Consider the following 25,821-nt stretch of genomic DNA (forward strand, 5'->3'; position numbering starts at 1 on the left):
CACCCCGAAGAGGTACCCACCGATCACCCCGCCCACGCAGACAACGACAAACCCGACACAAACCGCCGCTCCACCCCCGACACCGGATCCCGGAACTCCACCGCCCGCGCCAACAACTGCAACGGCGCCGAGAAGTCGTCCGGCGCCCGCTCCGCCACCACCGGATACAGGTCATCACCCACGATCGGCGCCCCCAACCCCGCCATATGCACCCGCAGCTGATGCGTCCGACCCGTCTCCGGCACCAACCCGAACAACCCCACATCCCCCCGCCGCTCCACCGACACCACCCGCGTCACCGCGTTCACCGGACCCGCCACCTCCCGCGCCGCGTGCACCCCCCGCTCCTTCACGATCCGACTCCGCACCACCGTCCCCGGCGACGGCGCCACCCCCGACACCCGCCCCACCGCCTCATACTCCTTGCGCACCAACCGCCGCGCGAACAACCCCTGATACACACCCCGCAACTCCGGCCGCGCCACGAACACCACCACCCCCGCCGTCAACCGGTCCAACCGGTGCGCCGGACTCAACTCCGCGATCCCCGTCAACCGCCGCGCCCGCACCAACGCCGTCTCCCGCACATGCGACCCCCGGGGGATCGTCGCCAGGAAATGCGGCTTGTCCACCACCACCAGGTTCTCGTCCCGGAACAGCACCGACACCTCGAACGGCACCGGGACCTCCACCGGCAACTCCCGGTGGAACCACACCGACCCACCCCGCACGAACGGCGCGTCCACCCCCAACGGACCCGACTCCGCCCACACCGCCCCCGCCGCGAACATCGCGTCCACCCGCGCCGCCGACACCGGCAACCGATCCACCAGGTGATCCCGCACCGTCGCCCACTCCGACGACACCGGCAGCCGCACCCGCACCGCGTCCACCCCGTCGACCTGGGGGAGCGGTGAGCGCACCTTCCGCCGCATCTACTCCTCCACCAACTCCGACAACACCCGGTACGTCCGGTTCGACGCCGCCGCCGCCCGCCGCTGCGCACCCGTCGCCTCAATGTAGTTCTGGCTCGTGTTCAACGACGCGTGCCCCAGCAGCGCCATGATCTCCACCGCGTTCGCCCCGTCCTCGGCCAACCGCGTCGCGAACGTGTGCCGCAACGCGTGCAGGTTCGCCCCCGCGGGCACCCGGTCCCGCAACCCCGCCGCCTGGAAACACGACCGCACCAGGTAGTCCAACGCGCCCCGCCCGATCCCCGCCCCGTCCGACCCCAGCACCAACGGCGACTCCGGTCCGAACGACACCCCCGGGAACCGCCGCCCACACGACTCCACATACGCCTCGATCACCCGCTCCAACGGCGCCTCGATCGGGATGGACCGCTCCCGGTTCGCCTTGCCCCGCACGAACAACCGCCGCTCACCCGGCCGCCCCACCACCGACGAACGCCGCAGCGCCCGCAACTCCGCCGCCCGCAACCCGGCCACCAGCCCCAACGCCACCACCAGCAGATCCCGCTCCGGCCACGGCCTGCGCGCCCGCCGCGCCCCCGACGCCGTCGCCGCCAGCAGCTCCTCCGGCGTGCCCTCGCCGCGCAGCGGCTTGGGGGAGAGGGGAGCGGGCCTCGGCCTGCCCACCGCGCCCATCGGGTTGCCCGCCACCAGCCCGTCGGCCACGCAGAACTGGAAGAACTGGTTCCACGTCGACCAGGCCCGCGCCACCGAGCTGCGCGCGTGGTCGTCGGCGAAGGACCCGAACGCCGCCCGCAGCGCGGCCGCGTCCACCTGGTCGAGCTCGATCTCCTCGGCCGCCGTCCCCAGCTCGTCGACCAGCCGCCCGGTCACCCCGGCCAGGTCCCGCCGGTAGGCCGCCGTCGTGTTGGGGGAGTCCTTGCGCGGCTTGCGCGCCACGAAGAACGCCGTCTGCGCGTCGATCAACTTCACGACATGTGGATACCGCGCCCCACCGACATCCCCGCCACCGGGCCCACCCTTGATCACCCGACTGAACGTAACCAGTTACATGCATAATGGCGGTTATGCATGATTCGCCGACGACCGATCACTCATGCCCGTTTCGTCACGGTGACGATTTGATGTGCCGAGCCCGTAGGTCGTAGCCGGGGATCGAAGCGTCACCGCGGGGCCCCATCCGGTGCTCTGGGCACTCGCGCATCAGTCGCGCCGAGGGCGGGTGTCGCGGGCCGTCGGTGTCGGCGTCATCGAACCGTCTTGAGTCGCGCGCTGTGAATCAGCGGAACGACTGCGGATCGACCCCTTCCGGCACGTTCTCGCAGGTCGCCCAAAGTTCGATAATCGACATTATGTTAAGTACGGCGTTCGTGGCAGCCCCCCGCCTCTGGTCACCGGCGCACCCGATAGCGCAGATGCAGCACTCGATCGCCCTGGATCACCACGTCGGGGTCCTCCAACAGGTGCTGCGCGTCGACGGACCCGAAGTAGCGTTTGCCGGACCCGAACACCACGGGTACGACGTCCATGCGCACCTCGTCGACCAAACCCGCGGCGAACACCTGGCCTCCGACGTCGCCTGCGGCGACCTCGACCACGCGGTCACCCGCGAGCTCCCGCGCCTTGGCCACGGCCGCCTCGACCCCGTCGACGAAGTGGAACGGCGCCTCGAGGTCCCAGCCCTCGGGCTTCGGCCGGTGCGTCACGACGACCACGTGGTCGACCCCGCCCGGCGGCGTCCCGTCCCAGCCGTCCGTCAGGTCGAAGACGTGGCGGCCGACGATCGTCGCCCCGATCTGGTCCCAGTACGGCCGGGTGTGGTCGTAGGACGCCCGCGACACCTTCAGCACGCCGCTCTCGTCCAACGGGACGTCTCCGTTGGACAACCAGTCGAACAGCGGCCCGGGCTGGTCGTTCTCGTCCGCGACGAAACCGTCCACGGACACCGAGCTGTACATGACCACCTTGCCCACGGCCTCTCCTCTGCTTCGGGGTGCCCGAAACTAGCGCGTCGTGAGCTGTCGCTCTTGTAAGAAATCAATCGGCGGGCAGCGGCCAGCCGTCCAGCGCGTGGCCGGGATGGTCGCGCAGGAACCGTCGCCGGACCTCGAGGTACCGGGTCGGCGTGAGCCCGGTGAACTCCCGGAACTCGTGGCCGAAGTGGGCCTGGTCGAAGTAGCCCGCGCCATTGGCGAGGCCGCTCCAGTCGATCGGCTCGGCGGGGTTGATCGTGAACACGGCGGCGGCGAAGCGGTAGGTGCGGGCCAGCCGCTTCGGGGTGACGCCGATGAGCTCCTTGAACCGCTGTGCCAGATGGGTGCTGCTGACACCGGCTGCCGCGCTCAGGTCGCCGATCGCCACGGCCCCGCTGGTCGCCACGATGACACCGCTCGTGTGGCGGACCAGTCCCAGGGATGCGGTCTCGCTCAGCCGTCGCGTCAGCTCCTCCTCCAGCAGCGTCAGCATCTCGTGTGGTCCGGCCGCCGTGCCCAGCCGGTCTCGCAGCTCGGCGGTGGCGGGTCTGCCCCAGGCCTGCTCGACCGTCACCGGCCGGTCGCACAGTTCGGCCGCGGGCATCGGCAGGAACGGCGCCAGCCCCCATGGCTTGAAGTGCACGCCGACGGATCGGGTCCGGGGTGGGTAGCCGAACTCCAGTGCGCGGGTGGGTGTGGTGACCACGCAGCCGTCGGCGTACTCAGCCGTCTCGATGTCGGCGCCCGCGCGGATGCGGAACGGCGCCCCGAGGTTGACGATGAGCAACGCGGCGGGCATCGGCGGCAGCGTCAGCCGGGCGTACGGCGGGGTGCCCTCCAGGTAGTAGAGGTCGTCGATCAGCCCGTCCAGCGGCGGTCGCGGCACTCTGGAAAAGTACTCCACGCCCACAGCATCACCGAGGGCCCGCTGGTCTCGCGCGTCGGGGCGTCGATTGCGGTGTGTCCTGCGGGGCGGACGTTCTTTGTGCAGGTCAGCGAGCGCGAAAGGGCGTTGTTGTCAGCGCGCCACAGCTCCCCGAACTGATCATGGTGTCTGCCCGGTCCGCGAAGCTACTATCCGGTAACTCTGGAGGGAGCCGCCGTGGAGCCGGTAGTCGACACGTTCAGCGGGATCAGCGCGAAGGCGCGGCGGTTCGCGCGGTTCATGCGGGTGGTGATCCGGCCGGTCTTCCGGTACAGCCCGCTGACGCCGGTGATGCTGCGGCTGGCGGTGGTGTTCGAGTGGGCGGCGTCGTTCGTCGTGCCGGTCACCCGGGACACCGAGGTCGAGCGGGTGGACTTCCCCGGCTTCCACGGCGAGTGGATCAGGCCGCCGGGCGCCGCCCCGGACAAGGTGATGTTGTTCCTGCACGGCGGCGGGTTCTTCTGCTGTGGTCTGCGCACGCACCGGAGGCTGGCGGCGCGGATCGCGGAGCGGGCTGGGGTGACGGCGTTGTCGGTGGCGTACCGGCAGTTGCCCGCCTCTCCCCTGGCGGTCTCCATGGCCGACGCGCACCACGCCTACACGTGGTTGGTGGAGCAGGGTTTCAGCGACATCGTGATCGCGGGTGACTCCGCGGGCGGGTTCCTGGCGCTGACGACGGCGTTGACGGCGCGGGACGAGGGTCAGCCGGGGCCCGCGGCGCTGGTGGCCCTCTCCCCCTTGGTCGAGCTGGATCACCTGGGCCGGGCTGAGCATCCGAACCTGAAGACGGACGCGTACCTGCCCGCGCACCGGCTGCCGAAGCTGCGGACGATGCTGTTGGCGGGGTTGGACGAGGACCCCTCCCCCGCGCGCCGGGACCTGTCGGGGCTGCCGCCGGTGTTGATCCAGGCCGGTGGCGCGGAGGCGCTGCTGTACGACGCGCACCTGTTGGCCGCGCGGTTGTGCGCGGCGGGTGTGCCGCATCGGCTGCAGGTGTGGGAGGGGCAGTTGCACGTGTTCCAGGCGTTCGCGGGCCCGATTCCGGAGGGGCATGCCGCGCTGGACGAGGTGGGGGCGTTCCTGCGGGCGGCGACCGGGAGTGGCCACGCGGCGGCGTAGTCCGCTGCGGCCGTCGGCGCGCTGGTGTTCGTTAGGGCTGGTCGTGCCGCTGAAGGGCCCGGTGCGGTGGCTAGTGGGCCAGGCCGGGCTGTGGCGGTTTAGGCGATGAGCCATTCGCTGTGGTTGTGGGCGGTGGCGGTGCGGGCGGTGGTGGTGGCCGGGGTGATGGTGAGGGTGTGGTCGAGGCGGGTGAGGCGCAGGCCGGTGAGGATGGCGCCGCCCGCGCGGACGACGAGGTGGCGGCCGCGGGCGGCGCAGGCGTGGTGGGCGCGGATGAGGGCGGCGGTGCTGGCCCAGCTGAGGTAGGTGACGTCGGTGAGGTCGACGACGAGGTGGGTGGTGCCGTCGACGCTGGTGGCGGCGTCGATGAGGTGGTCGTGCCAGGGGGCGTCGGTGGCGAGGTCGATGTGGCCTTGGGCGGCGATGGTGTGGACGGGTCCGCTGCGGTGGCTGGTGACGGCGAGGTGGCGGGTGCGGGGTGGGGCGAAGCGCAGCGGCACGGTGGGCCTTCCGTGGGTGGTGATGTGTCACTCCCTTGATCTCGGTGGGGCGGGAAAGGTTGCCATGGGTTATTGATTTGAGTGTGGCGGGTGGGTGGGGGTACTGGTGTGGGGGTGCGGGATCTGGTGGCGTTGCCGAAGGCGCATCTTCACGTGCACCTGGAGAGTGCGGTGCGGGCGTCGACGTTGGCTGAGTTGGCGGCCCGGTACGGGGTGGTGGTGCCGGGGGTGCCGAAGGGCGGGTTCTCGGGGTTCCGGGAGTTCGCGGACCGGGGCTCGGTGGTGCGGTCGTGTCTGCGGGAGCCGGAGGATTTCGCGCGGGTGGCGCGGGAGTTCTGCGCGGACGCGGCGGCGGACGGGGTGCGGTACGCGGAGGTGACGTTCTCGGCGGGGTCGCATGGTGAGCGGTTGGGGTCCGGGGACGAGCCGTTGGCGGCGGTGGTGGCGGGGTTGGCGGAGGGGTCGGCCGAGCACGACGTGGTGACGCGGTTGATTCTGGATCATTCGCGGCGGCGGTCGGTGGGGCGGTTGGCGGCGATGGTGGAGTGGGCGTCGCGGTTCCCCGAGGTGGTGGCGGTGGGGGTGGCCGGGGATGAGGCGTTCCCGTTGGCGCCGTTCGCGTCGGTGTTGGCGCAGGCGCGGGCGGCGGGGTTGCGGATGGTGCACCACGCCGGGGAGATGGCGGGGCCGGAGTCGGTGGTGGAGGCGGTGCGGGTGGGGTTGGCGGATCGGATCGGGCACGGGATCAGGGCGGACGCGTCGGTGGTGGCGGAGTTGCGGGAGCGGGGTGTGGCGGTGGAGGTGTGTCCGTCGTCGAATGTGGTGTTGGGGTTGGTGGCGGGGTTGGGTGTGCATCCGTTGCCGGGGTTGATGGCGGCGGGGGTGGCGGTGTCGGTGAACCTGGATGTGCCGGATGTGGTGGGGACGTCGTTGAGTGGGGAGTTCGGGCGGTTGCGGGCGCGGTGGGGGTGGTCGGATGAGGTGGTGGCGGGGTTGTCGGTGGCGGCGGTGGAGGCGTCGTTCGCTCCGGTGGGGGTGAAGGAGCGGGTGCGTGGGGAGATCGCGGGGTGGTTGGCGTCGGGGTGAGCGGGATGTCAGTGGCCGCTGCTACACCTGGTTGTGACAGGCGTCACGAGACCGGGGGTGGTCGGGATGAAGGGTGTGGTGGAGGCGCTGGGGCATGTGGCCGCGGGGGCGGTGTTGTTCCATGCGGGCTGGTGGGGTGGCCCGGAGGGGTTCGTGTGGGCGGGTGCTGACGGGTCGGCGGCGGGTCGGGTGCCGGAGTGGGAGGCGGAGGTGTTGATGGTGGCCGAGCGGCGGGGGTTGGTGGCGATCGGTCGGGGTGTGGGGTCGCGGGATGTGCCGGTGGCGGTGACGGCGGCGGGGTTGGCGGTGTTGGGCGGGGTCGCGTGATCTCGGGTCGGGTCTCCCCCGGTTCGTGATGGTGCAGGTGGGGCGGTCGCTCCTGCGGTGGTGCTCGCGGTCGGCCACTCGGCGCGGTGATCGGCTGGTGCCGGTGCAGGGTTCAGGGTCGCTGAATAGCCGAACCCTGGTCGGGGCCGTCGACGGTCATTGCCAGGTTCGGGTGGTCCTGCTGCCGGAGACCGGTGCAAGGACGCAAGGCCTGCTCCAGCCGGGGCGCGGTGGGGCTCGTGTCGGGGCCTAGACCTGGACGTCGTGGGTGCGGTCGGGGTCGGTGGCGGTGAGGAGGGCGTGGCCTTCGCGGGTGAGGTCGTCGCGGTCGGCGGGGCGCAGTGGGGTGAACGGGGTGACCGTGAGGGTGGCGGCGGTGCGGGTGCGGGTGATGCGCCAGGTCCCGGCGACGTGGCCGTCGATGAGGATGGTGGGGTGGACGATGCCGTTCTTGGTGATGACGGTGAGGCGGTGCTCGTCGCTGATGACGCGGGTGCGGTCGGCGTGGGAGAGCAGCAGGTTGTCGAAGTCGGTGAGGTAGCGGGCGGGTGCGGGGGTGTCGGCGGGTGGTCGGGGTGCGTCGGGGAGGTCGTGGAGGGTGCGGCCGTCGGTGTGGACGGTGCGCAGGGGTAGGCGGTCGAAGACCTCGCGGAGTCCGGTGAGGCCGGACCAGGCCTGGGCGTCGGCGGGGGTGGCGGGGCCGAAGGCGGCGAGGTAGCGCAGGACGAGGTCGTCGATGGTGGGCCGCTCCCCCGTGGGTTCGCCGAGCCAGGTGGTGGCGAGGGTGTGGGCGGCGGGTCCGGTGCGCTGCCAGAGGCCGCGGGGCGGGACCTGGACGAGGGGCAGGCGCAGGCGGGCGAGGGCGGCGAGGGCGCCGGGGTCGTGGTCGGGGAAGTCGGGGGCGAGGAGCTTGCCGAGTTCGACGGCGGTGAGTGGGCGCTGGTGGAGGTGGTGGCGGGCGGTGTCGAGGACGGCGGGGATGGCGGTGGCGGGGATGGGGGTGGGTGCGCGGTCGAGCACGGGTTGGACGAGGGGGCGCAGGTTGTGGGCGTCGCGGGCGGTGACGAGGTGGATGGTGCCGCGCATGAGGAGGATGCGGGTGAGGGTGCGGTCGGTGATGCGGTGGGCGAGGTCGTCGAAGGTGAAGTGGGTCAGCCGCGACCAGAGTCCGATGTAGGGCGGGTTGGGTGCTTGGGCCTGCATGCCGACGAGGTGCTCGATCAGGGTGGTGGGGTCGAGGTCGGCGCGGGTGAGCAGGTGTTGGCGGGCGAGCAGGGCGCGGTTGAGCGACATGCCGCGCAGGTTACGGGCGGTTGCGGACCGGTCCTGTCCGCAGGGGGTGGGATGCTGGGGGCATGTTGGAGACCTCGGCGCGGCTGTTGCGGTTGTTGTCGTTGCTGCAGACGCGGCGGGAGTGGTCGGGTGGGGAGCTGGCCGACCGTCTTGGGGTGACGGACCGGACGGTGCGTCGGGATGTCGACAAGCTGCGGTCGTTGGGTTATCCGGTGGAGTCGGCGACGGGGACGGCGGGCGGGTACCGGTTGGGGGCGGGTGCGGCGTTGCCGCCGTTGTTGCTCGACGATGACGAGGCGGTGGCGGTGGCGGTGGGGTTGCGGACGGCGGCGGGTGGGTCGGTGTCGGGGATCGAGGAGACCTCGGTGCGGGCGTTGGCGAAGTTGGAGCAGGTGTTGCCGTCGCGGTTGCGGCATCGGGTGGCGGCGTTGCAGGCGGCGACGGTGGCGGTGCCGGGTCGGGGGCCGGTGGTGTCGGCGGAGACGTTGGCGGTGATCGCGGGGGCGTGCCGGGACCGGTGTCGGCTGCGGTTCGACTACCGGTCGCACGGGGGTGGGGTGTCGGTGCGGGAGGTGGAGCCGCTGAAGCTGGTGCACGCGGGTCGGCGCTGGTATCTGGTGGGGTTCGACGTGGAGCGGGATGACTGGCGCACGTTCCGGGTGGACCGGTTGTCGCCGAGGACGCCGTTGGGGCCGCGGTTCGCGGAGCGGACGCCGCCGGATGAGGACATCGCCGCGTACACCGCGTTCGGGGTGACCAATCGGGCGTACCGGTATCAGGCGGTGTTGCGGTTGTTGGTGCCGGTGGAGCGGGCGGCGGAGTTCGTGACGTGGCAGACCGGGGTGTTGGAGCCGGTGGACGGGGAGAGTTGTCTGCTGCGGATCGGGGCGAACGTGTTGGAGGAGTTGGCGGTGTGGGTGTGGTTCCTGGGGTGTGAGTTCGAGGTGGTGGAGCCGCCGGAGTTGGTGGCGCGGATGCGGGAGTTGGCGGAGCGGATCGTGCGGACCTGCGACCGCTCCTAGGGGGTGTCACTCGATCGGCGGTACCGGGCGTGAGAGTCTGGCGCTGATGACTGCGACTTGTTCGGCGGTGTCCGGGGCGGCGGGTGAGCGTCCTGCGGGGACGGCGGCCGTGGCGGCGACGTGGCTGTGTGTTGAGCAGCCGGGTCCGTGGGGTGCGGAGGCGCTGACGGCCTCGCACCTGGATCCGGGGTTGGGCGCGGAGTTGGCGGCCAGGGCGAAGGGGACGGGGGTGCGGGTGGTGTTGATCCGCCGCCCGGGCCGCCATCCCGATCGGCATCGGCCGCTCCCCCGCCGGGCTTATCTGGCGCACACGGCGCCGGGGCGGACGTTCCTGCGGTCGGCGACGCTCAATGACCCGAAGCAGCTGCTGGACCTGGATTTCGCGGCGGCGGGGGCGGGCAGTGTGGCGGGGTTCGGGGCTCCGGCGGCGGGCCGGTTGCTGTTGGTGTGCACCAATGGGCGTCGGGATGTGTGCTGCGCGGTGTTGGGGCGTCCGGCGGCGGCGGAGTTGGCGGCCGCGCACGGGGATGTGGTGTGGGAGGCGACGCATCTGGGTGGGCACCGGTTCGCGCCGACGGCGTTGGTGTTGCCCACGGGGTACGCGTACGCGCGGGTGGATCGGGAGGCCGGGGAGGCGTTGGTGACGGCGCCGGGTGTGGTGTTGGCGAACTGTCGGGGCCGGTCGACGTGGGCGGCGCCCGCGCAGGCTGCGGAGTTGGCGGTGCGGGAGTTGACGAACACGCTGGACCCGGATGTGTTGGCGGTGCGGGAGCCGGAGCGGGTGGAGGGCGAGTGGCGGGTGGTGGTCGCGCATGACGACGGTCGGGCGTGGCGGGTGAGTGTGGTGGAGGTGCCGGGCGCGGCGCGGCCGGTGAGCTGTGGCGCGGCGGCGAAGGTGGTCTCCGAGCACGTGGTGACGCGGATCGACTAGTCCGGCAGACCTGCCGCCCACGGGCAGGTCGCGGAGTGCCTGCTCGGCGGCGGTGGACGCCTGGCCGTGAGACGGAATGGCGGCCGGGGTCGTCGTCGGCGCCGTGGTCGGTCGTCTCCGGACAGCGCGGGTGTCCGTCGTGGGGTCCGGTCGGCGGAGGCTCGTGGGCCGTCCGGTGTCGGGGGGCGCGGTTACGGTCGGGGGATGGAGTTCAGTCGCGCCCAGGTCCTGGCCCACCGCGTCGCCCGGCACGGGTTGCGCCGCGAGGCGGCGGTGGCGACCGGGCTGGGGGTGTTGGAGCTGGGGGTGCAGGACACGGCCGGGGCGGGCGCGCGGGTGGCGTTGGCGGCGCGGCTGCCCGATGGCGCCGAGCTGTCCCCTCCCGACCTGGTGCTGGTGTGGGCGCAGCGCGGGGCGCCGCATCTGCTGCGGCGGGCGGACGTCGCGGGCCTGGCGGCGTTGTTGTATCCGCGGGGTGATGTGGACGCGGCGGCGCGGTTGGGGACGGCGGCGGCGCGGTCGCTGCGGGCGGCCGGTGTCGGGGCGGCGGCGGGGTTCGCCGCGGGCGCGGCGGCGTTGCGGGCGGTGGTGTCGGAGGAGATGCCGCGGGCCCGGGCGAGCGCGGAGATGACGGCGATGCTGCCGCCCGCGTATTCCTATGACTGTCGCGCGTGCGCGAGCACGCACGTGTTCGGCAGCCTGTTCCAGCTGGTGGGGATCGCCGCCGGGGTGGAGGTGGTGGCCGAGACGCGGCCTGCCCGGTTGCGTCCGCTGCCCGATCGGCACGCGCTTCCGGAGGAGGCCGCGGACGCGGGGGCGCTGGTCGCGGCGTATCTGCGGGTGCACGGGCCGGCCTCTCCCGCCGATCTGGCCGCCTATCTGGACACCACGGTGGGGGTGGTGAAGGCGGTGTGGCCCGAGGGGCTGGTGCCGGTGCGGGTGGACGGTCGGCCCGCGGCGCTGCCGGAGTCGGATGTGGCGGCGGCGCTGCCGGAGTCGGATGTGGCGGCGGTGCGGTCGGCGCCGGACGCGCGGGGGCTGGTGCGGCTGCTGCCGCCCGCGGACCCGCTGCTGCAGGGCCGTGACCGGGAGGTGCTGGTGCCGGACGCGGCGCGGCGCAGGCAGGTGTGGCGGGTGATCGGCAGCCCGGGCGTGGTGCTCGCCGAGGGCGACATCGCCGGGGTGTGGCGCACGCGGGTGGCGGGTGCGCGGCTGGACGTGGCGGTGGCGTTGTTCTCCCCCGTGGGCAAGGCGGCGCGGGCGGGGATCGCCGACGAGGCGCAGCGGGTGGCGCGGGCGCGGGGGCTGCGGGAGGCGCGGGTCACCCTCGACACCTAGATCTTGGACATGTAATGTCCAGGTTATGCGGATGAGCGAGGGCGTGGAGTGGGCGCTGCACACGTGCGCCAACCTCGCCTGGGTCGAGCCGGGCGACGCGGTGCCCGCGGCCCGGCTGGCCGCCGTGTTCGGCCTGCCCGCCGCCTACCTGAACAAGCAGCTGCAGGCCCTGGTCCGCGCCGGGATCCTCACCTCCACCTCCGGCCCGCGCGGCGGGTTCCGGCTGGCGCGCGCGCCGGAGGCGATCAGCGCGCTGGACGTGGTGGTGGCCGTCGAGGGCGCCGAGGACGCCTTCCGCTGCGCCCGCATCCTGGCCGACTCCCCCTGGGGCGACCCGGCCGTGGACTACCGCGCCACGTGCGCGATCTCGCAGACGATGCGCCGCGCGGAGCTGGCCTGGCGGCGCGAGCTGGCCGGGCAGTCGATCGCCGACATCGTCGGCGCCGTCGAGCGGCGCAACCCCGGCACCGGCGAGCGGTTACGCCGGTGGCTGACCGCCGCGCGCGCCTGAGTTTTCCCCGAATCCTGGATATCGAACACCCTGAATGGAGAGATTGATGCAGCAGCGGATCGACGTCGCCGCCCACGCCCCCGAGGCCTACCGGGCGATGCTCGGTTTGGAGAAGTTCATGGCGGGCAGTTCGCTGCCCAAGAGCACCTACGAGCTGGTGAAGGTGCGCGCCAGCCAGATCAACGGTTGCGCCTACTGCGTCGACATGCACTGCCACGACGCCAAGGCGGCGGGCGAGACCGACGAGCGCCTCTACGCCGTGGCCGTGTGGCGGGAGACGCCGTTCTTCACCCCGGCCGAGCGCGCCGCCCTGGCCTTCGCCGAGGCCGCGACCCGGCTGCCCGACCACGGCCACGGCGTGCCGGACGAGGTGTGGGCCGAGGCCGCCGAGCACTACGACGAGCCGACGCTGGCCGCGTTGATCGTCGCGGTGGCCACGATCAACGCCTGGAACCGGATCGCGGTGTCCAGCCGCGCGATCCCCGGCTCGCACCGCAAGTGAGCCTCACGGCCGCGTGACCCCGGCGAGGACGGCGGCCACCATCGCGCGCACCGACTCCGGCCGTGCGCCGTCGCGGTCGGCGTAGGCCAGGTGCCCGCCGCCCAGCAGGGTCGGGGCGAGCACGTCGGGGTCGGCGTCGGCGGCGACGCGGCCCAGCTCGCGCTCGCGGGCGAGGTAGTCGGCGAGCATGGCCGCCGCCTCGGTCAGCAGGGGGATGCCGGTCGGGGTGTCCGCGCGCAGCCGGGCGCGCAGGTCGTCGCGGAAGATCAGGAGGCTGACGATGGCCGCGGCGACCGAGCCGAACAGCTCGGTCAGCGCGGCGGCGACGTTGTCGACCACGTCGCCGGTCCCGGCGCGGCGGGCCAGGGCGGCGCCCTGGTCCGCGACGCGGGCGACGCGGTCGCGCACCAGGGCGGCGAGGAAGTCGTCGAAGTCGGCGAAGTGCCGGTGCAGCACGCCCTTGGCGCAGCCCGCCTCGTCGGTGACGGCGCGGCTGGTCAGCGCGCTGGGCCCGGAGCGCAGCAGGACGGCCTCGGCGGCGTCGAACAGCCGGGTGCGCGCGTCGGTGATGCGGACTCCGGTGGGCATGGCGTGGTCCTCGCGATAGTGGGCACGTGCCCACTATGGTGGGCGCATGCCCACTCTATCCGGGGAGCCGCACCGGCAGCGCGGCATGGCCGAGTCGTTCGGCGTCGACGTCGAGCGCTACGACCGCACCCGCCCGCCCTATCCCGACGCCCTCGTCGAGCGGGTCGTCGCGCACTCCCCCGGCCGCGCCGTGCTCGACGTCGGCTGCGGGACCGGGATCGCCGCCCGCCAGTTCCGCGCCGCGGGCTGCACGGTGCTCGGCGTCGACCCGGACGAGCGGATGGCCGCCTTCGCCCGACGGAGCGGGATCGCGGTGGAGGTGGCCGCGTTCGAGGCGTGGGACCCGGCGGGCCGGGTGTTCGACGCGGTCGTGGCCGGGCAGTCCTGGCACTGGGTGGACCCGGTGGCGGGCGCGGCCGCCGCCGCCCGGGCGCTGCGCCCGGGCGGGCTGCTGGCGGTGTTCTGGCACGTGCCGCACACCCCGCCGGGCATCACCGACGCGCTGGCCGCGGCGCTGCCCGACATGCCTCGGCCCGCCGAGGACGGCTACCGGACGCTGGACGCCCTCGCCGCCGACGGCATCCGGGCGAGCGGCGCGTTCACCGAACCGCGGCGGTGGACGTTCGACTGGCAGCGCGACTACACGCGCGCGCAGTGGCTGGACCAGCTGCCCACCAGCGGCCTGCTCACCCGGCTGCCGCCGGAGCGCCTGGCCGCCGCGCTGGACGGGGTGGGGGCCGCGATCGACGCCCTCGGCGGCGCGTTCACCCTGCCCTACACCACCGTCGCGGTCACGGCCGCCGTCCCCGGAGGGCCGACCCGGCCGCGGTGACGCCGATGCCCCCGCGCGAGCACCACGCGCGGGGGCATCGAGGGACGGTCAGAGCTGGTCGGGCTCGATCCGGGCGGGCGGCGCGCCCACCTCCGGCGCGGGCATCCCGGCAGCGGGCGTGGCGGGGCCGACCCGGGGCACGGCCAGCGGGCTCTCGACCTCCTTGCGCGCCACCTCCTCCGCGGCGCGCACCGCCTCGGCGACCTTCGGGTCCGTGGAGGTGTCGAACCAGCCGCTGACGGAGGCCTCGTCCTCCTCAGGGGCGGTCGCGGGCGCGTCGGCGGGCGGCTCGTAGCGGAACACGCCGTCCTCGCCCGGGGCGCCGAGCATGCGGGCGAAGCCCTCCAGCGCCTTGCCGTAGTCCGAGGGGATCAGCCACACCTTGTTCGCGTCGCCCTGGGCCATCGTCGGCAGCGTCTGCAGGTACTGGTAGGCCAGCACCTCCGGCGAGGGGCGGGCGGCCTTGACCTTCTCGATCGCCTTGGCCTGGCCCTGCGCCTGCAGGTAGCGGGCGGCGCGGTCGCCCTGGGCGCGCAGGATGCGCGACTGCCGCTCGGCCTCGGCGGCCAGGATCGCGGCCTGCTTGGCGCCCTCGGCGGCCAGGATCTGCGACTGCTTCTGGCCCTCCGCGGTCTTGATCGCCGACTCGCGCTGGCCCTCGGCGTTGAGGATCATGGCGCGCTTCTCCCGGTCGGCGCGCATCTGCTTCTCCATCGAGTCCTGGATGGACGGCGGCGGGTCGATCGCCTTGAGCTCCACGCGCGCCACCCGGATCCCCCACCGCCCGGTCTCCATGTCCAGCACGCCGCGCAGCTGCTGGTTGATGTTGTCGCGCGAGGTCAGCGTCTGCTCCAGGCTCATGCCGCCGACGACGTTGCGCAGCGTCGTGGTGGTCAGCTGCTCCACGGCGACGATGTAGTTGGAGATCTCGTAGACCGCCGACCGCGAGTCGGTGACCTGGAAGTACACGACCGTGTCGATGCGCACGGTCAGGTTGTCCTGCGTGATCACCGGCTGCGGCGGGAACGACACCACCTGCTCGCGCATGTCGATGCGGGCGCGCACCTTGTCCAGGAACGGCACCAGGAAGTTCAGCCCCGGCTGGGCGACCACCTTGAACCGGCCGAGGCGCTCGATCACCGCCGTCTGCGCCTGCGGGATCACCAGGACCGCCTTCACCAGCACGATCACCACGAACAGGGCCGCCACGATCGCGACGATCAGCCCGACATCCACTCGTCCGTCCTCCCAACCCGGGGGCGCTCAGCCGCCGTGGGCGTACACCACGGCGGTGGCCCCCTCGATCTCCACCACGGTCACCGTCGTACCGGGCTCCAGCACCTGCCGGTCGTCCAGGGCGCGCGCCGACCAGTCTCCGCCGCGCAGCCGCACCGTGCCGCCGGTGGCGTCCACCGTGGCGGTCACCACGGCGGTCTCGCCGATCAGCCCGGCCACGTTGTCGGCGGTCAACCGGCCCTGCCAGCGCCGCTTGAGCGAGGGCCGCACCCCCGCCAGCAGGCCCAGCGCGGTCGCGGCGAACACCGCCGCGGAGACCACCGGCAGCCCGAACAGCGCCTCGGCGCCCGCCCCGGCCAGCGCCGCGACCCCGAGCATCACGAGCACGAACTCGCCGGAGAGCACCTCGGCGACGACCAGCACGACCCCGACGATCAGCCAGATCAGCGCCATGACCCCATCCTCGCAGAAACCGGACACCCGCAGCGGACGAACCGCGCAGGTCACGCCTCGGTCACGAAGTCGATCAGCCGCTCGACCGCGCCCACCAGCGGCGCCTCCAGGTCCCGGAACCCGGTCACCGCCGCACGCACCCGCCGCCAGCCCTGCGCCGGGTCGCCCCAGCCCAGCGCCGCGCACACCCCGTCCTTCCACGCCACCCCGCGCGGCACCGACGGCCACGCCGGGATCCCCAGCACCGACGGCTTGACCGCCTGCCAGATGTCGACGTACGGGTGCCCGGTCACCAGCACGTGCTCGCCCGCCACCCCGGCGGCCACCCGCGACTCCTTGCTGCCCGCCACCAGGTGGTCCACCAGCACCCCCAGCCGCCTGCCCAGGCCCGGCCCGAACCCCGCCACCGCCTCGGCCAGGTGGTCCACCCCGTCCAGCGGCTCCACCACCACGCCCTCCACCCGCAGGTCGTGCCCCCACACCAGCTCCACCAGCTCCGCGTCGTGCACGCCCTCCACCCAGATGCGGCTGGCCGCCGCCGTGCGCGCCCGCAGCCCCTCCACCCGCACCGACCCCGACGCCGACACCCGCCGCGCCGGGGCGGGCGTGGCCACCGGCCGCACCAGCGTCACCGGCCGCCCGTCCAGCAGGAACCCGGCGGGCGCCATCGGGAACACCCGCTGCCTGCCGTGCCGGTCCTCGAGCACCACCGCGTCGTGGCGGGCGGTGCCGCGCTCCACCCGCACCACCGCGCCGCAGAACCCCGACCCGGGCTCCTCCACCACCACCCCGGCCTCGGCGGCCACCTCCGGCGCCACCCGCCGCGCCCGCCCGCCCAACACGTCCCCGTACTCCTGTGATCGCACCCGGCCACGCTAGCCGGCCCCGCCGCTGAGGCCGACCCGCCACGCCGGGGTGAAAAAGTCCCCGCCGGGGCGTCGGAGGACGGCCCGCCCGCACGACTATGGGGTGTGAGCCCGCACCCCCGGGCGCGCCCGGACCCGGCCGTGGCGCTGCTCGACCTCTACGACCACGCGCTGCCGCACGTCTACGGCTACCTGCTGGCCCGCGTCGGCGACACCGCCCTGGCCGAGGACCTCACCGCCGAGACGTTCCTGGCCGCCGTCGCCGCCGCCCGCCGACCCGGGGCCGACACCCCGTCGGTGCCGTGGCTGATCGGCGTGGCCCGGCACAAGCTCGCCGACCACTGGCGCCGCGTCGCCCGCGAACGGCTGCGCGTGGTGGAGGACCCCGGCGTCGAGGACCCGTGGGAGGTGCGCCTGGACGCCATCCTCGCCCGCCAGACCCTCGCCGCGCTCGGCCCGCACCACCGCGCCGCGCTCACCCTGCGCTACCTCGACGGGCTCCCCGTGCCCGAGGTCGCCGCCCACCTGGGCCGCACCGTGCACGCCACCGAGGCGCTGCTGGTGCGCGCCCGCGCCGCGTTCCGTCGCGCCTACCCCGAGGGAGGGCAGCCGTGAGCGACCCGTTCGACGCCCTCCGCGTCCCCGACACCCCCGAGCACCCGGACCCCGGGTTCGCCGCCGACCTGCGCGAGCGCCTCCGCCGCGCGGTCCTGACCTGGAAGGACGACACCACCATGACCACCAGCACCCAGACCCAGGCGGGGGCCGGTCCCGCGATCAGCCCCTACATCGTCGTCACCGACGCCGCCGCGGCCATCGACTGGTACGTCGAGGCCCTCAACGCCCACCGGCGCGGCGAGCCGGTCGTCATGCCCGACGGGGCGATCGGCCACGCCGAGCTGACCATCGGCGACGCGGTGCTGATGCTGGCCGACGCCGCCGCGGCGGGCGACACCCCCGTCGCCGCGCCCGAGCAGGGCCGCCCGGCCTCGCACACCCTGCACCTGCGGGTGCCCGACGTCGACGCCGCCTTCGCCCGCGCCGTCGACCGCGGCGCGCGCCCCGAGCGCGACCCCGCCGACTACCCCTACGGCCGACTGGCGGTGCTGGTCGACCCGTTCGGGCACCGCTGGATGCTGGCCGAGGACGAGACCGCGCCCCGCCCCGGCGACATCGGCTACGCCACGGTGGTCGTCGCCGACGCCGATGCCGCCCGCGCCTTCTACGGGGCGGTGCTCGGCTGGTCGTTCAGCCCCGGCTCGGTGCCGGGCGGCTGGCAGGTGAACGGCCGCCAGGTCGGGCTGTGGGGCGGCGGCGGGTCGCCGAGGGTGGACCTGTGCTACCGGGTCGCCGACATCCGCGCCGCGGTCGACGCGGTGCGCGCGCACGGCGGCACCGCCGGGGAGATCGACACCAAGCCCTACGGCCGGTACGTGGAGTGCGCCGACCCCGAGGGCAGGGCCTTCCAGCTCTGGCAGCCCTAGAACGCGGGCCAGGGGATCGGGCGGCCCGCGGCGTCGGGCACCGGGAACACCGGGGCGGCCAGCAGCCGCGCCACCCGGGTGCGCAGCGCCTTGACCTCGCGGACCGTCAGGTGCTCGCCCACCTCGTCGGCGAAGTCGCCGTCCAGGGCGGACCTGAGCCGGGCGAGGTGGTCGAGCACGTCGGCGGGCAGCGGCTCCCCCGCCCACCCCCACAGCACGGTGCGCAGCTTCGGCTCGTGGTGCAGGCAGATGCCGTGGTCCACCCCGTACACGCCGCCGTCGGTGCCGTGCAGGACGTGCCCGCCCTTGCGGTCGGCGTTGTTGAGCACCACGTCCAGCGCGGCCAGCCGGGCGACGGCCACGTCGCCGGAGTGGATGAGCGCCGCCGGGTCGCCGTGGCGGTCCAGGGCGTGCAGCACGGTGCGCCAGCCGGGCGGCACCTCGTCGGGGGTGACCAGGTCGACGAGGTCGTCGCCCTCCTTGGTGTCCACCCACAGCTGCACCATGCCGGGCCCGACCGGGCCGTCGCGCAGCACCGTCGGCGGGATCAGCGGCAGCCCGGCGGCGCGGGCGACGAGGTAGGCGGCGACCTCCCGCCCGGCCAGCGTGCCGTCGGGGAAGTCCCACAGCGGCCGCTCGCCGCGCACCGGCTTGTAGACGCAGCGCGCGCTCACCCCGTCGAGGGTGATGCCGCAGAACAGGGTGATGTTGGAGGCGTCGACCATGCGGCCCTCGATGTCCAGCTCGCCCTCGCGCAGGAACGCCTCGGCGTGCGGGTCGGTCGGTAACACCGGCGGGTCAGTCGTCGTCGCCGCGGCGGTAGCCGTTCTGGCGCGGGCACACGTGCCCGCCGGGGTCCAGCGGCTCCCCGCACAGCGGGCACGGCTTGCGTCCGGCCTTGAGGACGCGGTCGGCGCGCTCGGCGAAGGCGCGCGCCATCACCGGGGTGAGGAACACGCGCACCGCGTCGGGGCCCTCCTCGGTGTCGTCGAGCACCACCGACTCGTCGACCTCGCCCTCGGTGATCGCCAGCAGCTCGATGACCACCGCGCGGGACTCCGCGTCCCAGCCCAGGCCCATGGTGCCGACGCGGAACTCCTCCTCCACCGGCACGGTCAGCGGCTCGGAGTCCACGTCGGTCTCGTCGACGTCGTCGGGCACCTCGGCGCCGAAGCGGCGGTGCACCTCCTCCAGCAGCGACCCGATGCGCTCGGCGAGCACCTGCACCTGCTGTTTCTCGATGGTCACCGACACCGTCTTGGCCGACTCCACCGCCTGCAGGTAGAACGTGCGGTCGCCGGGCTGCCCGACGGTGCCCGCGACGAAGCGGTCGGGTTGGCGGAAGACGTGGATGACGCGAGCCATGGCACCTCGACCTTATTGCACGACGCGGGGACGGGCAGGTCCCGCCCCCACCGGACAGCGTTGACGCGTCCACCGTATCGGGCGGTCGGTAGGGTCGTCTCGTGGTCCACATCGCCCCGCACGGCGGCTGGGAGTCGCCCCTGACCGCCGCCGACGTCGCCCGCTCCGCGGCCGCCCCGACCTGGGTGCTGCCGCACGGGGGCGCGGTGTGGTGGACGCGGTCGCTGCCGGAGGAGGGCGGGCGGCAGGCGCTGCTGCGCTCCGGGCCGGACGGGCCGGTGGAGGTGCTGGGCGCGCCGTGGAGCGCGCGCGACCGCGTCCACGAGTACGGCGGGCGCCCGTTCACCGTCGTCGACGGGCGGGTGGTGTTCACCGAGTGGGGCGACCAGCGCGTCTACGCCGTCACCGACGACGGCCCCGTGCCGCTGACCGGGGTGCCCGACCGCGAGCACGGATGGCGCTACAGCGACCTCACCCCCGGGCCCGGCGGCGAGGTGTGGTGCGTGCGCGAGACCGTCACCGGCGACGCGCCCACCGACGTCGTCCGCGACCTGGTGGCGGTGTCGCTGTCGGGCGGGGTGCGGGTGCTGGGCCGCTCGCACCACTTCATGACCGCCCCGCAGCCCTCCCCGGACGGGCGGCACGCTGCCTGGATCGGCTGGTCGCACCCGGACATGCCGTGGGACGCCAGCGAGCTGTGCGTGGCCGCCGTCGGTGCCGACGGCGTGTTCGGCCCGCACCGGGTGGTCGCGGGCGGGCCCGGGGTGTCGGTGTGCCAGGTGTGCTGGGAGGCGCCGGACTCGCTGCTGGCCATGGCCGACCCGCGCGGCTGGTGGAACCTGCACCGCATCGGCCTCGACGGGGCCATGGTGGCGCTGGCCCCCGGCGACCACGAGCTGGGCGGGCCGCTGTGGCAGCTGGGGCGGCGCTGGTTCGCGCCGCTGGGCCGCGGCCGCCACGCCGTGCTGCGCGCGGGCGCGCTGGCCGTCCTGGACGAGCGCAGCGGCACCGTGACCGACGTGGACACCGACTTCGCCGTGTTCGCCCCCGACCTGCACGCCGCCGACGGGGTGGTCACCACGTGCGCGGCGGGACCGCGCACCCCGTGGACGGTGATCAGCCTGGACCTGTCCACCGGCGTCCACACCGAACACACCCGCCCCGACGCGCCGGACCCCCGCTACCTGCCCGAGCCGGTGGCGCGCACCGTCGACGCCGACGGGCACGCGGTGCCGGTGCTGGTGTACCCGCCGACCAATCCGGACTTCGCGGGCCCGGAGGGCGAGTCGCCGCCCTACCTGCTGTACCCGCACAGCGGCCCCACCACCGCCTTCAGCAGGGCGCTGGATCTCGACATCGCGTTCTTCACCAGCCGCGGGTTCGGCGTGGTGGCCGTGGACTACGCCGGGTCCACCGGGCACGGCCGCGCGTTCCGGGAGCTGCTGCACGGCCGGTGGGGCGTGGTCGACGTCGCCGACACGATCGCCGCCGCGGCCGCCCTGGTCGCCGACGGCACCGCCGACCCGACGCGGCTGGCGGTGCGCGGCGGCAGCGCGGGCGGCTTCACCGCCGCCGCGGCCATGACCGGCGGCGCCGTGTTCGCCTGCGCCACGCTGATGTTCCCGCTGCTGGACCTGTCCCCGTGGGCCGAGGGGCGCGTTGAGACCCACGACTTCGAGTCCCGCTACGTCGAGCGGCTCGTCGGCGCGCTGCCCGAGCACGCCGACCGCTACCGCGAGCGCTCCCCCGTCGGCGCCGCCGACCGGGTGCGCGGCCCGGTGCTGGTGCTGCAGGGCGCCGAGGACCCCGTGTGCCCGCCGGAGCAGGTCAAGCGGTTCGTCGACGGCCTGCGCGTCCCGCACGCCTACCTCAGCTTCGACGGCGAGCGGCACGGGTTCCGCCGCGCGGAGACCATCGCCGCCGCCTACGCCGCCGAACTGTCCTTCTACGGCCGGGTGTTCGGGTTCACCCCGCCCGGTGTGCCCGAACTGGAGCTGACGCCATGACCAGGATGCGCCCGCCGAGGCTGCGCGAGGGGTCCCTGGTCGCGGTCGTCGCCCCGGCCGGGCCGGTGGAGCGGGCGCGGCTGGCCGAGGGGGTCGCGGCGCTGGAGTCGTGGGGGCTGCGGGTGCGGGTGGGCGAGCACGTGCTCGACCGCCACCCGCGCCTGCCCTACCTGGCCGGGACCGACGCCGACCGGGCCGCCGACCTGCAGGACGCCTGGTGCGACCCGGCGGTGGAGGCGGTGGTGTGCGCGCGCGGCGGCTACGGCTGCCAGCGGCTGGTGGACCTGCTGGACTGGGCGGCGCTGGCCGCCGCGGGCCCGAAGGTGCTCGCCGGGTCCAGCGACGTGACCGCCCTGCACGCGGCCTTCGGCGCGAACCTGGACCTGGTGACGCTGTTCGCCCCGATGGTGGCCGGGAAGCTGTTCGACGCGGGAGCGCGCGAGCACCTGCGGGCGACGCTGTTCGACCCGGAGTCCACGGTGGTGCTGACCGGGCCGAGGGTGTCCACCGCCGAGCACGGGGTCGCCGAGGGCGTCACCTGCGGCGGCACGCTGAGCCTGCTGGCCGCCGACGTCGGCTCGCTGGACGCCGCGCCCCCGCCGGACGGGTCGATCCTGCTGCTGGAGGACGTCGGCGAGGACCCCTACCGGGTGGACCGGCTGCTCACCCAGCTGCTGCGCGCGGGCTGGTTCACCGGGGTCACCGGGGTCGCGCTGGGCTCGTGGGCGGAGTGCGGCGAGCCGCGCGAGGTGTACGCGGTGGTGGCCGACCTGCTGGGCGGGCTCGGCGTGCCGATGGTGTGGGAGCTGGGCTTCGGGCACTGCCCGGAGCAGCTCACCGTGCCGTTGGGCGTCTCCGCCCGGCTCGACGCCGACGACGGGACGCTGACGCTGGCCGAGCCCGCCCTGGCCTAGAGGTCGGCGGCCGCGGTGCGCAGCGCGGCCGACGCCCCGGCCAGCACCGGGTCGCCGTGGCCGAAGCAGGCGATCTCGACCCCGTCGAGCGCGGCCTGGCGGCGGAAGGACTCCACGGCCAGCGCGGGGTCGCTGTTGAACACCCCCAGCATGATCCGGCCCTCGTGCTCGGCGATGGTGTCGCCGGTGAACAGCACCCCGTCCTCCGGCAGGTGCAGGGCGAGGCTGCCGGGGGTGTGCCCGGGCACCCCGATCACGCGGGCGCCGAAGTCGAGGACCTCGCCGCCGCGCAGGACGACGTCGACCGGGCAGGGCGCCGCGGGCGGCACGCCGGGCACGATCGCGGCGAACAGCTCCCGCTCCCAGTCGGCGGTGAGCACCGGCTCCGGCGGCGGCTGCTCGCCCTGCACGAGCGCGACGTCGGCGTGGTGGGCGTGCACGGGCGCGCCGTGCCAGGCGCGCACCTCGGCGGCGGCCCCGGCGTGGTCGTTGTGGCCGTGGGTGAGCACGATCCGCCGGATCGCCGCGGTGTCCATGCCCAGCCCGGCGACCGCGGCGGCGATCGCGGGCCCGGACCCGGCCGGGCCGGTGTCGATCAGGGTGAGGTCGTCGCCGTCGCGCCACAGGTAGGCCTGGCCGACGGCGAAGCGCAGCATGGTGAGCCGCTCGGTGATCCGCATGCCCGCGAGGCTATGCCGATCACCACCGCCGCGGTGTCGGGTTTCGCCCACGGCAGTACGGTGGGGATCATGACGGTGGTGGTGCGGGCGTCGGTGTCGCTGGACGGCTACTGCGCGGGCCCGGGGGTGAGCGTGGCCGAGGGCATGGGCCGCGACGGGGAGCTGCTGCACGCCTGGCAGTTCGCCGACGACCCGGCCCCGGCCGACCGGGCGGCGGTGGAGCGGATGCGCGCCGAGGTCGGGGCGACCGTGCTCGGCAGGCGCACCTACGACGTGGGCGTCGGGCACTGGAACGACGTGCCGTTCGCCGGGGCGGCGTTCGTGCTCACCCACCGGCCCGGCCCCGACGTGCCGATGGCCTCGGGCACCTTCCACTTCACCGACGCCGGGATCGCCGCCGCCGTCGAGCGCGCCACCGCCGCGGCGGGCGGCCGCACGGTCAACGTCATGGGCGGGGAGACGGTGCGCCAGGCGCTGGCCGCCGGGCTGGTCGACGAGCTGGACCTGCAGGTGGTGCCGATCCTGCTCGGCGACGGCGTGCGGCTGCTGGACGGGGCGCGCGCGGACCTGGAGTGCGTGTCGGTCACCCCGTCGCCGCGCGCGACCCACGTCCACTACCGGGTGCGCCGCTAGGAGATCCGCCTCTCCAGCGCCTCGATGCGCTCGACGAGCGGCTTGAGCGCCGCGGCGATCACCCCCGCCGACATCTCGCCGGTCTGGGCGCGCAGGTGCACGTACCCGGCGAGGGCGGCGGTGACGGCGGCGCGCAGCGCGCGGGGCTCGGCGCCCGCGGCGCGCAGGGCGGCGGAGCCGGGCCCGTCGGGCTCGGTGGCCAGGCCGAGCAGCAGGTGCTCGCAGCCGATGTAGTTGTGGCCGAGCGCGACGGCCTCGGTGACGGCCAGTTCCAGGGCGTTGGCGGCGTCGGAGCTGAAGCGGGTGGCCTCCCCGCCGCCCCGGGGGGACTCGATGGCGCGGCGGACGCGGTCGGGGCTGATGTCGAGGGCGGCGAGCACGCGCAGGGCGAGGTTGTCGCCCTCGTCGAGCATGCCGCGCAGCAGGTGTCCGGTGTCGACCTCGGGGGCGTTGTCGGCGCGGGCGGCGTCGATGCCCATGCGCACGGCGGTGCGGGCGCGGTCGGTGAAGTTGGGCAGCTCGTGCTCGGCGTCGCCGCCGAGGACGACGGCGCGGATGGCGCTGACGCGGCGCGCGGACTGCTCCAGCGCGCGCTGGCACACCGCGGAGACGGGCACCCCGGAGGCGCGGACCTCCTCGGCGAGGTCGTCGGGCAGGTACACGTTGATCTTCGGCATGACCCCACCGTAACCCCAGAAGGGGTTACACGTCTACCCCCAAGATGGGGTTATATGTGGGCGAGTTCGTCGTGGTCGCGGAACAGGCGCAGCGGGTCCGGCCGCAGCAGCGAGATCCCGGCCAGCACCGACACCGCCACCGCGCAGGCGATGAACGGCCAGTTGTAGAGCAGGTCCTCCCCGGCCGGGGAGTAGGTGAGCACCAGGAACACCGCGCCCGCCACCACCAGCGCCAGCTGCCGCTGCTGCCAGGCCAGCGCCGCGGCGATCGCGAAGCCCCAGGTCAGGTACCAGGGCAGCATGGTCGGCGACAGCACGGCGATGGCGATGAACACCAGCGCCATGCGGCGCACCGCGTCCGGGCCGCCCTCCCGCGCCCGCCACCACTGCTTGACCGCGATGTAGAGGAACACCAGCGCGCCGAGCACGCGCACGATGTTGACGAACCAGCTCTTGTTGGCCTCGACGAACAGGCTCACCAGCGAGTGGATCACCTCGCCGATCGCGGTGGGCAGCGACAGCCAGTTGACGATCATCGTGGGGGCGTTGACCGAGTTGAGCCAGCCCAGGTCGAACGCGCCCAGCGACAGGAACGTCACCCCCACGAACGTGACGGCGAACGTGGTCACCGCCGCGCAGAACGCGCGCACGAAGTTGCGCAGCGGAGTGGAGTCCAGGTGCCCGGCCCACACCCACACCAGGAACGGCAGCGCGATCAGCGAGGTCGCCTTCACCGCCGCGCCCAGGGTCACCAGCACCACCCCGAGCACGTGGCGGCGGTCCAGCACGCACAGCGCCCCGGCCGCCAGGAACCCCACCATCAGCAGGTCGTTGTGCGGGCCGCCCACCAGGTGCACCACGGTCATCGGCCCGGCCACCGCCAGCCACAGCGCCACCGACAGCTTCCCGCCCAGGTGCCGCACCAGCCCCGGCAGCGCCCACAGCAGCAGCCCCAGCCCGATCAGCAGCACCAGCCGAGTCAGGATCACCCCGACGATGACGTTGCTGCCCGCCACCGCCGCCACCCCCTTGGCCAGCAGGATGAACAGTGGCCCGTAGGGGGCGGGGGTCGACACCCAGAACGGGTGCACGTTCTGCACCAGCTCCGGCACCCCGAGCATGATCGGCCCCACCTCGTAGGGGTCCATGCCGTGCAGCGGCAGCGCCCCCTGCGCCAGGTAGGAGAACACGTCGCGGGTGAACACCGGCGGCGCGATCAGCAGCGGCGCCGTCCACGCCGCCGCGGCGATGAGCACCGGGCGCGAGGCGACCCGGTCGGCCAGCACGTGCCTGCCCAGCCGCACCCACGCCCACACCAACATCAGGAACCCGACGTAGAGCACCATCGTGGCCAGCATCTGGCCGTGCCCGTACCGGATCCACGACAGCGGCCCGTGCCCCAGGACCGGGTCGCGGGCCAGGATGCCCGCCGCCCCGAACGACCCCAGCAGGACCAGCACGCTGCCCGCGGCGCCCAGGGCGATCGTCCGCACCGGCAGCGGCCTCCTCGGGGACGCGGGCGCGGTCGCGGCGGCGGGCTCGGCGTTGTCTGCGACCAAGGGTGCGTCCGTGTCTGGGGAGGGGCCTGCGGTGGTGGTCATCGGAAGCTGAGCCTACACAGGGCACAC

At 74.2% G+C, this 25,821-nt stretch carries 29 protein-coding genes; 14 read left to right on the forward strand and 15 right to left on the reverse strand.

The window, feature by feature from the left end:
- Positions 1-23: 23 nt before the first annotated feature.
- The 4 genes from Actkin_RS15605 to Actkin_RS15620 form a co-directional block, all read right to left on the reverse strand.
- A complete protein-coding gene (locus Actkin_RS15605; protein ID WP_258907759.1) occupies positions 24-935 on the reverse strand; it encodes a pseudouridine synthase in 912 nt (303 codons plus the stop codon).
- The gene (locus Actkin_RS15610; RefSeq protein ID WP_258907760.1) at positions 936-1,904 is read right to left on the reverse strand and encodes a tyrosine-type recombinase/integrase; all 969 of its coding nucleotides are present in this window, start codon (positions 1,902-1,904) and stop codon (positions 936-938) included.
- 419 nt (positions 1,905-2,323) lie between these two features.
- Complete coding sequence (locus Actkin_RS15615; protein ID WP_189210240.1) at positions 2,324-2,905, reverse strand: dihydrofolate reductase family protein; 582 nt, start codon at positions 2,903-2,905, stop codon at positions 2,324-2,326.
- A gap of 64 nt (positions 2,906-2,969) precedes the next feature.
- The gene (locus Actkin_RS15620) at positions 2,970-3,791 is read right to left on the reverse strand and encodes a helix-turn-helix domain-containing protein (RefSeq protein WP_189211708.1); all 822 of its coding nucleotides are present in this window, start codon (positions 3,789-3,791) and stop codon (positions 2,970-2,972) included.
- Between the two features lie 216 nt (positions 3,792-4,007).
- Here Actkin_RS15620 and Actkin_RS15625 point away from each other — a divergent pair, with 216 nt between their 5' ends.
- Positions 4,008-4,949: an alpha/beta hydrolase gene (locus Actkin_RS15625; RefSeq protein ID WP_258907761.1), complete on the forward strand. Its 942-nt coding sequence runs from the start codon at positions 4,008-4,010 to the stop codon at positions 4,947-4,949.
- 98 nt (positions 4,950-5,047) lie between these two features.
- On the opposite strand, the gene Actkin_RS15630 is transcribed toward Actkin_RS15625, so the two are convergent.
- Complete coding sequence (locus tag Actkin_RS15630) at positions 5,048-5,449, reverse strand: STAS domain-containing protein (RefSeq protein ID WP_258907762.1); 402 nt, start codon at positions 5,447-5,449, stop codon at positions 5,048-5,050.
- Between the two features lie 114 nt (positions 5,450-5,563).
- Here Actkin_RS15630 and add point away from each other — a divergent pair, with 114 nt between their 5' ends.
- Positions 5,564-6,535, forward strand: coding sequence for an adenosine deaminase (gene add, locus Actkin_RS15635; RefSeq protein ID WP_258907763.1), 972 nt, complete (start codon positions 5,564-5,566; stop codon positions 6,533-6,535).
- Positions 6,536-6,601: 66 nt separating this feature from the next.
- Positions 6,602-6,862: a hypothetical protein gene (locus Actkin_RS15640; protein WP_189210244.1), complete on the forward strand. Its 261-nt coding sequence runs from the start codon at positions 6,602-6,604 to the stop codon at positions 6,860-6,862.
- A 249-nt stretch (positions 6,863-7,111) separates the two neighbouring features.
- Here Actkin_RS15640 and Actkin_RS15645 read toward each other — a convergent pair whose 3' ends face one another.
- Positions 7,112-8,155 carry a winged helix DNA-binding domain-containing protein gene (locus Actkin_RS15645; protein WP_258907764.1) on the reverse strand — a complete coding sequence of 348 codons (1,044 nt, stop codon included), beginning with the start codon at positions 8,153-8,155 and terminating at the stop codon, positions 7,112-7,114.
- A gap of 62 nt (positions 8,156-8,217) precedes the next feature.
- Here Actkin_RS15645 and Actkin_RS15650 point away from each other — a divergent pair, with 62 nt between their 5' ends.
- From Actkin_RS15650 to Actkin_RS15670, 5 genes are all read left to right on the forward strand, one after another.
- Positions 8,218-9,177, forward strand: a complete 960-nt coding sequence (locus tag Actkin_RS15650; RefSeq protein ID WP_258907765.1) for a helix-turn-helix transcriptional regulator — start codon at positions 8,218-8,220, stop codon at positions 9,175-9,177.
- A 46-nt stretch (positions 9,178-9,223) separates the two neighbouring features.
- The gene (locus Actkin_RS15655; RefSeq protein WP_396122975.1) at positions 9,224-10,108 is read left to right on the forward strand and encodes a ferredoxin family protein; all 885 of its coding nucleotides are present in this window, start codon (positions 9,224-9,226) and stop codon (positions 10,106-10,108) included.
- Between the two features lie 204 nt (positions 10,109-10,312).
- The gene (locus Actkin_RS15660; RefSeq protein ID WP_258907767.1) at positions 10,313-11,446 is read left to right on the forward strand and encodes a DNA glycosylase AlkZ-like family protein; all 1,134 of its coding nucleotides are present in this window, start codon (positions 10,313-10,315) and stop codon (positions 11,444-11,446) included.
- 31 nt (positions 11,447-11,477) lie between these two features.
- Complete coding sequence (locus Actkin_RS15665) at positions 11,478-11,957, forward strand: RrF2 family transcriptional regulator (protein ID WP_309569137.1); 480 nt, start codon at positions 11,478-11,480, stop codon at positions 11,955-11,957.
- 46 nt (positions 11,958-12,003) lie between these two features.
- Positions 12,004-12,459 (forward strand): carboxymuconolactone decarboxylase family protein, encoded by a 456-nt coding sequence (locus Actkin_RS15670; protein WP_189210250.1) that lies wholly within the window; start codon positions 12,004-12,006, stop codon positions 12,457-12,459.
- A 3-nt stretch (positions 12,460-12,462) separates the two neighbouring features.
- Here the strand turns inward: Actkin_RS15670 and Actkin_RS15675 are convergent, their stop codons facing one another.
- Positions 12,463-13,047 carry a TetR/AcrR family transcriptional regulator gene (locus Actkin_RS15675; protein ID WP_258907769.1) on the reverse strand — a complete coding sequence of 195 codons (585 nt, stop codon included), beginning with the start codon at positions 13,045-13,047 and terminating at the stop codon, positions 12,463-12,465.
- An 85-nt stretch (positions 13,048-13,132) separates the two neighbouring features.
- On the opposite strand from Actkin_RS15675, the gene Actkin_RS15680 reads away from it, so the two are divergent.
- Entirely contained in the window at positions 13,133-13,879 is a 747-nt protein-coding gene (locus tag Actkin_RS15680) for a class I SAM-dependent methyltransferase (protein ID WP_258907937.1), read from the forward strand.
- A gap of 48 nt (positions 13,880-13,927) precedes the next feature.
- On the opposite strand, the gene Actkin_RS15685 is transcribed toward Actkin_RS15680, so the two are convergent.
- From Actkin_RS15685 to Actkin_RS15695, 3 genes are read right to left on the reverse strand one after another with little or no spacing between them, the layout of a single operon-like run.
- The gene (locus tag Actkin_RS15685) at positions 13,928-15,115 is read right to left on the reverse strand and encodes an SPFH domain-containing protein (protein ID WP_189210253.1); all 1,188 of its coding nucleotides are present in this window, start codon (positions 15,113-15,115) and stop codon (positions 13,928-13,930) included.
- A 27-nt stretch (positions 15,116-15,142) separates the two neighbouring features.
- Positions 15,143-15,568: an NfeD family protein gene (locus tag Actkin_RS15690; protein WP_189210254.1), complete on the reverse strand. Its 426-nt coding sequence runs from the start codon at positions 15,566-15,568 to the stop codon at positions 15,143-15,145.
- A gap of 50 nt (positions 15,569-15,618) precedes the next feature.
- The gene (locus Actkin_RS15695; RefSeq protein ID WP_258907770.1) at positions 15,619-16,434 is read right to left on the reverse strand and encodes a DUF3097 domain-containing protein; all 816 of its coding nucleotides are present in this window, start codon (positions 16,432-16,434) and stop codon (positions 15,619-15,621) included.
- 105 nt (positions 16,435-16,539) lie between these two features.
- On the opposite strand from Actkin_RS15695, the gene Actkin_RS15700 reads away from it, so the two are divergent.
- Both Actkin_RS15700 and Actkin_RS15705 read left to right on the forward strand, forming a co-directional pair.
- Entirely contained in the window at positions 16,540-17,049 is a 510-nt protein-coding gene (locus Actkin_RS15700) for an RNA polymerase sigma factor (protein ID WP_189210256.1), read from the forward strand.
- The gene (locus Actkin_RS15705) at positions 17,046-17,918 is read left to right on the forward strand and encodes a VOC family protein (protein ID WP_258907771.1); all 873 of its coding nucleotides are present in this window, start codon (positions 17,046-17,048) and stop codon (positions 17,916-17,918) included. The genes Actkin_RS15700 and Actkin_RS15705 overlap by 4 nt, the downstream gene beginning before the upstream one ends.
- Here the strand turns inward: Actkin_RS15705 and Actkin_RS15710 are convergent.
- Both Actkin_RS15710 and Actkin_RS15715 read right to left on the reverse strand, forming a co-directional pair.
- Positions 17,915-18,709 (reverse strand): Rv2133c family protein, encoded by a 795-nt coding sequence (locus Actkin_RS15710; protein WP_258907772.1) that lies wholly within the window; start codon positions 18,707-18,709, stop codon positions 17,915-17,917. The genes Actkin_RS15705 and Actkin_RS15710 overlap by 4 nt on opposite strands.
- A gap of 7 nt (positions 18,710-18,716) precedes the next feature.
- A complete protein-coding gene (locus Actkin_RS15715) occupies positions 18,717-19,283 on the reverse strand; it encodes an Rv2134c family protein (RefSeq protein ID WP_189210259.1) in 567 nt (188 codons plus the stop codon).
- Positions 19,284-19,384: 101 nt separating this feature from the next.
- Here Actkin_RS15715 and Actkin_RS15720 point away from each other — a divergent pair, with 101 nt between their 5' ends.
- Both Actkin_RS15720 and Actkin_RS15725 read left to right on the forward strand, forming a co-directional pair.
- Positions 19,385-21,289, forward strand: a complete 1,905-nt coding sequence (locus Actkin_RS15720) for a S9 family peptidase (RefSeq protein WP_258907773.1) — start codon at positions 19,385-19,387, stop codon at positions 21,287-21,289.
- A 5-nt stretch (positions 21,290-21,294) separates the two neighbouring features.
- A complete protein-coding gene (locus Actkin_RS15725) occupies positions 21,295-22,203 on the forward strand; it encodes a S66 peptidase family protein (protein WP_396122995.1) in 909 nt (302 codons plus the stop codon).
- On the opposite strand, the gene Actkin_RS15730 is transcribed toward Actkin_RS15725, so the two are convergent.
- A complete protein-coding gene (locus tag Actkin_RS15730) occupies positions 22,200-22,883 on the reverse strand; it encodes an MBL fold metallo-hydrolase (protein ID WP_258907775.1) in 684 nt (227 codons plus the stop codon). The genes Actkin_RS15725 and Actkin_RS15730 overlap by 4 nt on opposite strands.
- A 69-nt stretch (positions 22,884-22,952) precedes the next feature.
- Here Actkin_RS15730 and Actkin_RS15735 point away from each other — a divergent pair, with 69 nt between their 5' ends.
- Positions 22,953-23,516 (forward strand): dihydrofolate reductase family protein, encoded by a 564-nt coding sequence (locus tag Actkin_RS15735; RefSeq protein ID WP_189210262.1) that lies wholly within the window; start codon positions 22,953-22,955, stop codon positions 23,514-23,516.
- Here the strand turns inward: Actkin_RS15735 and Actkin_RS15740 are convergent.
- Together Actkin_RS15740 and mptB are read right to left on the reverse strand one after the other, a co-directional pair.
- Positions 23,513-24,193, reverse strand: coding sequence for a Clp protease N-terminal domain-containing protein (locus tag Actkin_RS15740; protein WP_189210263.1), 681 nt, complete (start codon positions 24,191-24,193; stop codon positions 23,513-23,515). The two genes, Actkin_RS15735 and Actkin_RS15740, sit on opposite strands and share 4 nt — an antisense overlap.
- A gap of 50 nt (positions 24,194-24,243) precedes the next feature.
- Positions 24,244-25,752 carry a polyprenol phosphomannose-dependent alpha 1,6 mannosyltransferase MptB gene (gene mptB, locus Actkin_RS15745; protein WP_258907776.1) on the reverse strand — a complete coding sequence of 503 codons (1,509 nt, stop codon included), beginning with the start codon at positions 25,750-25,752 and terminating at the stop codon, positions 24,244-24,246.
- Between the last annotated feature and the right edge of the window lie 69 nt (positions 25,753-25,821).

It is taken from the genome of Actinokineospora sp. UTMC 2448, assembly GCF_024760565.1.
Taxonomy (GTDB): domain Bacteria; phylum Actinomycetota; class Actinomycetes; order Mycobacteriales; family Pseudonocardiaceae; genus Actinokineospora; species Actinokineospora fastidiosa.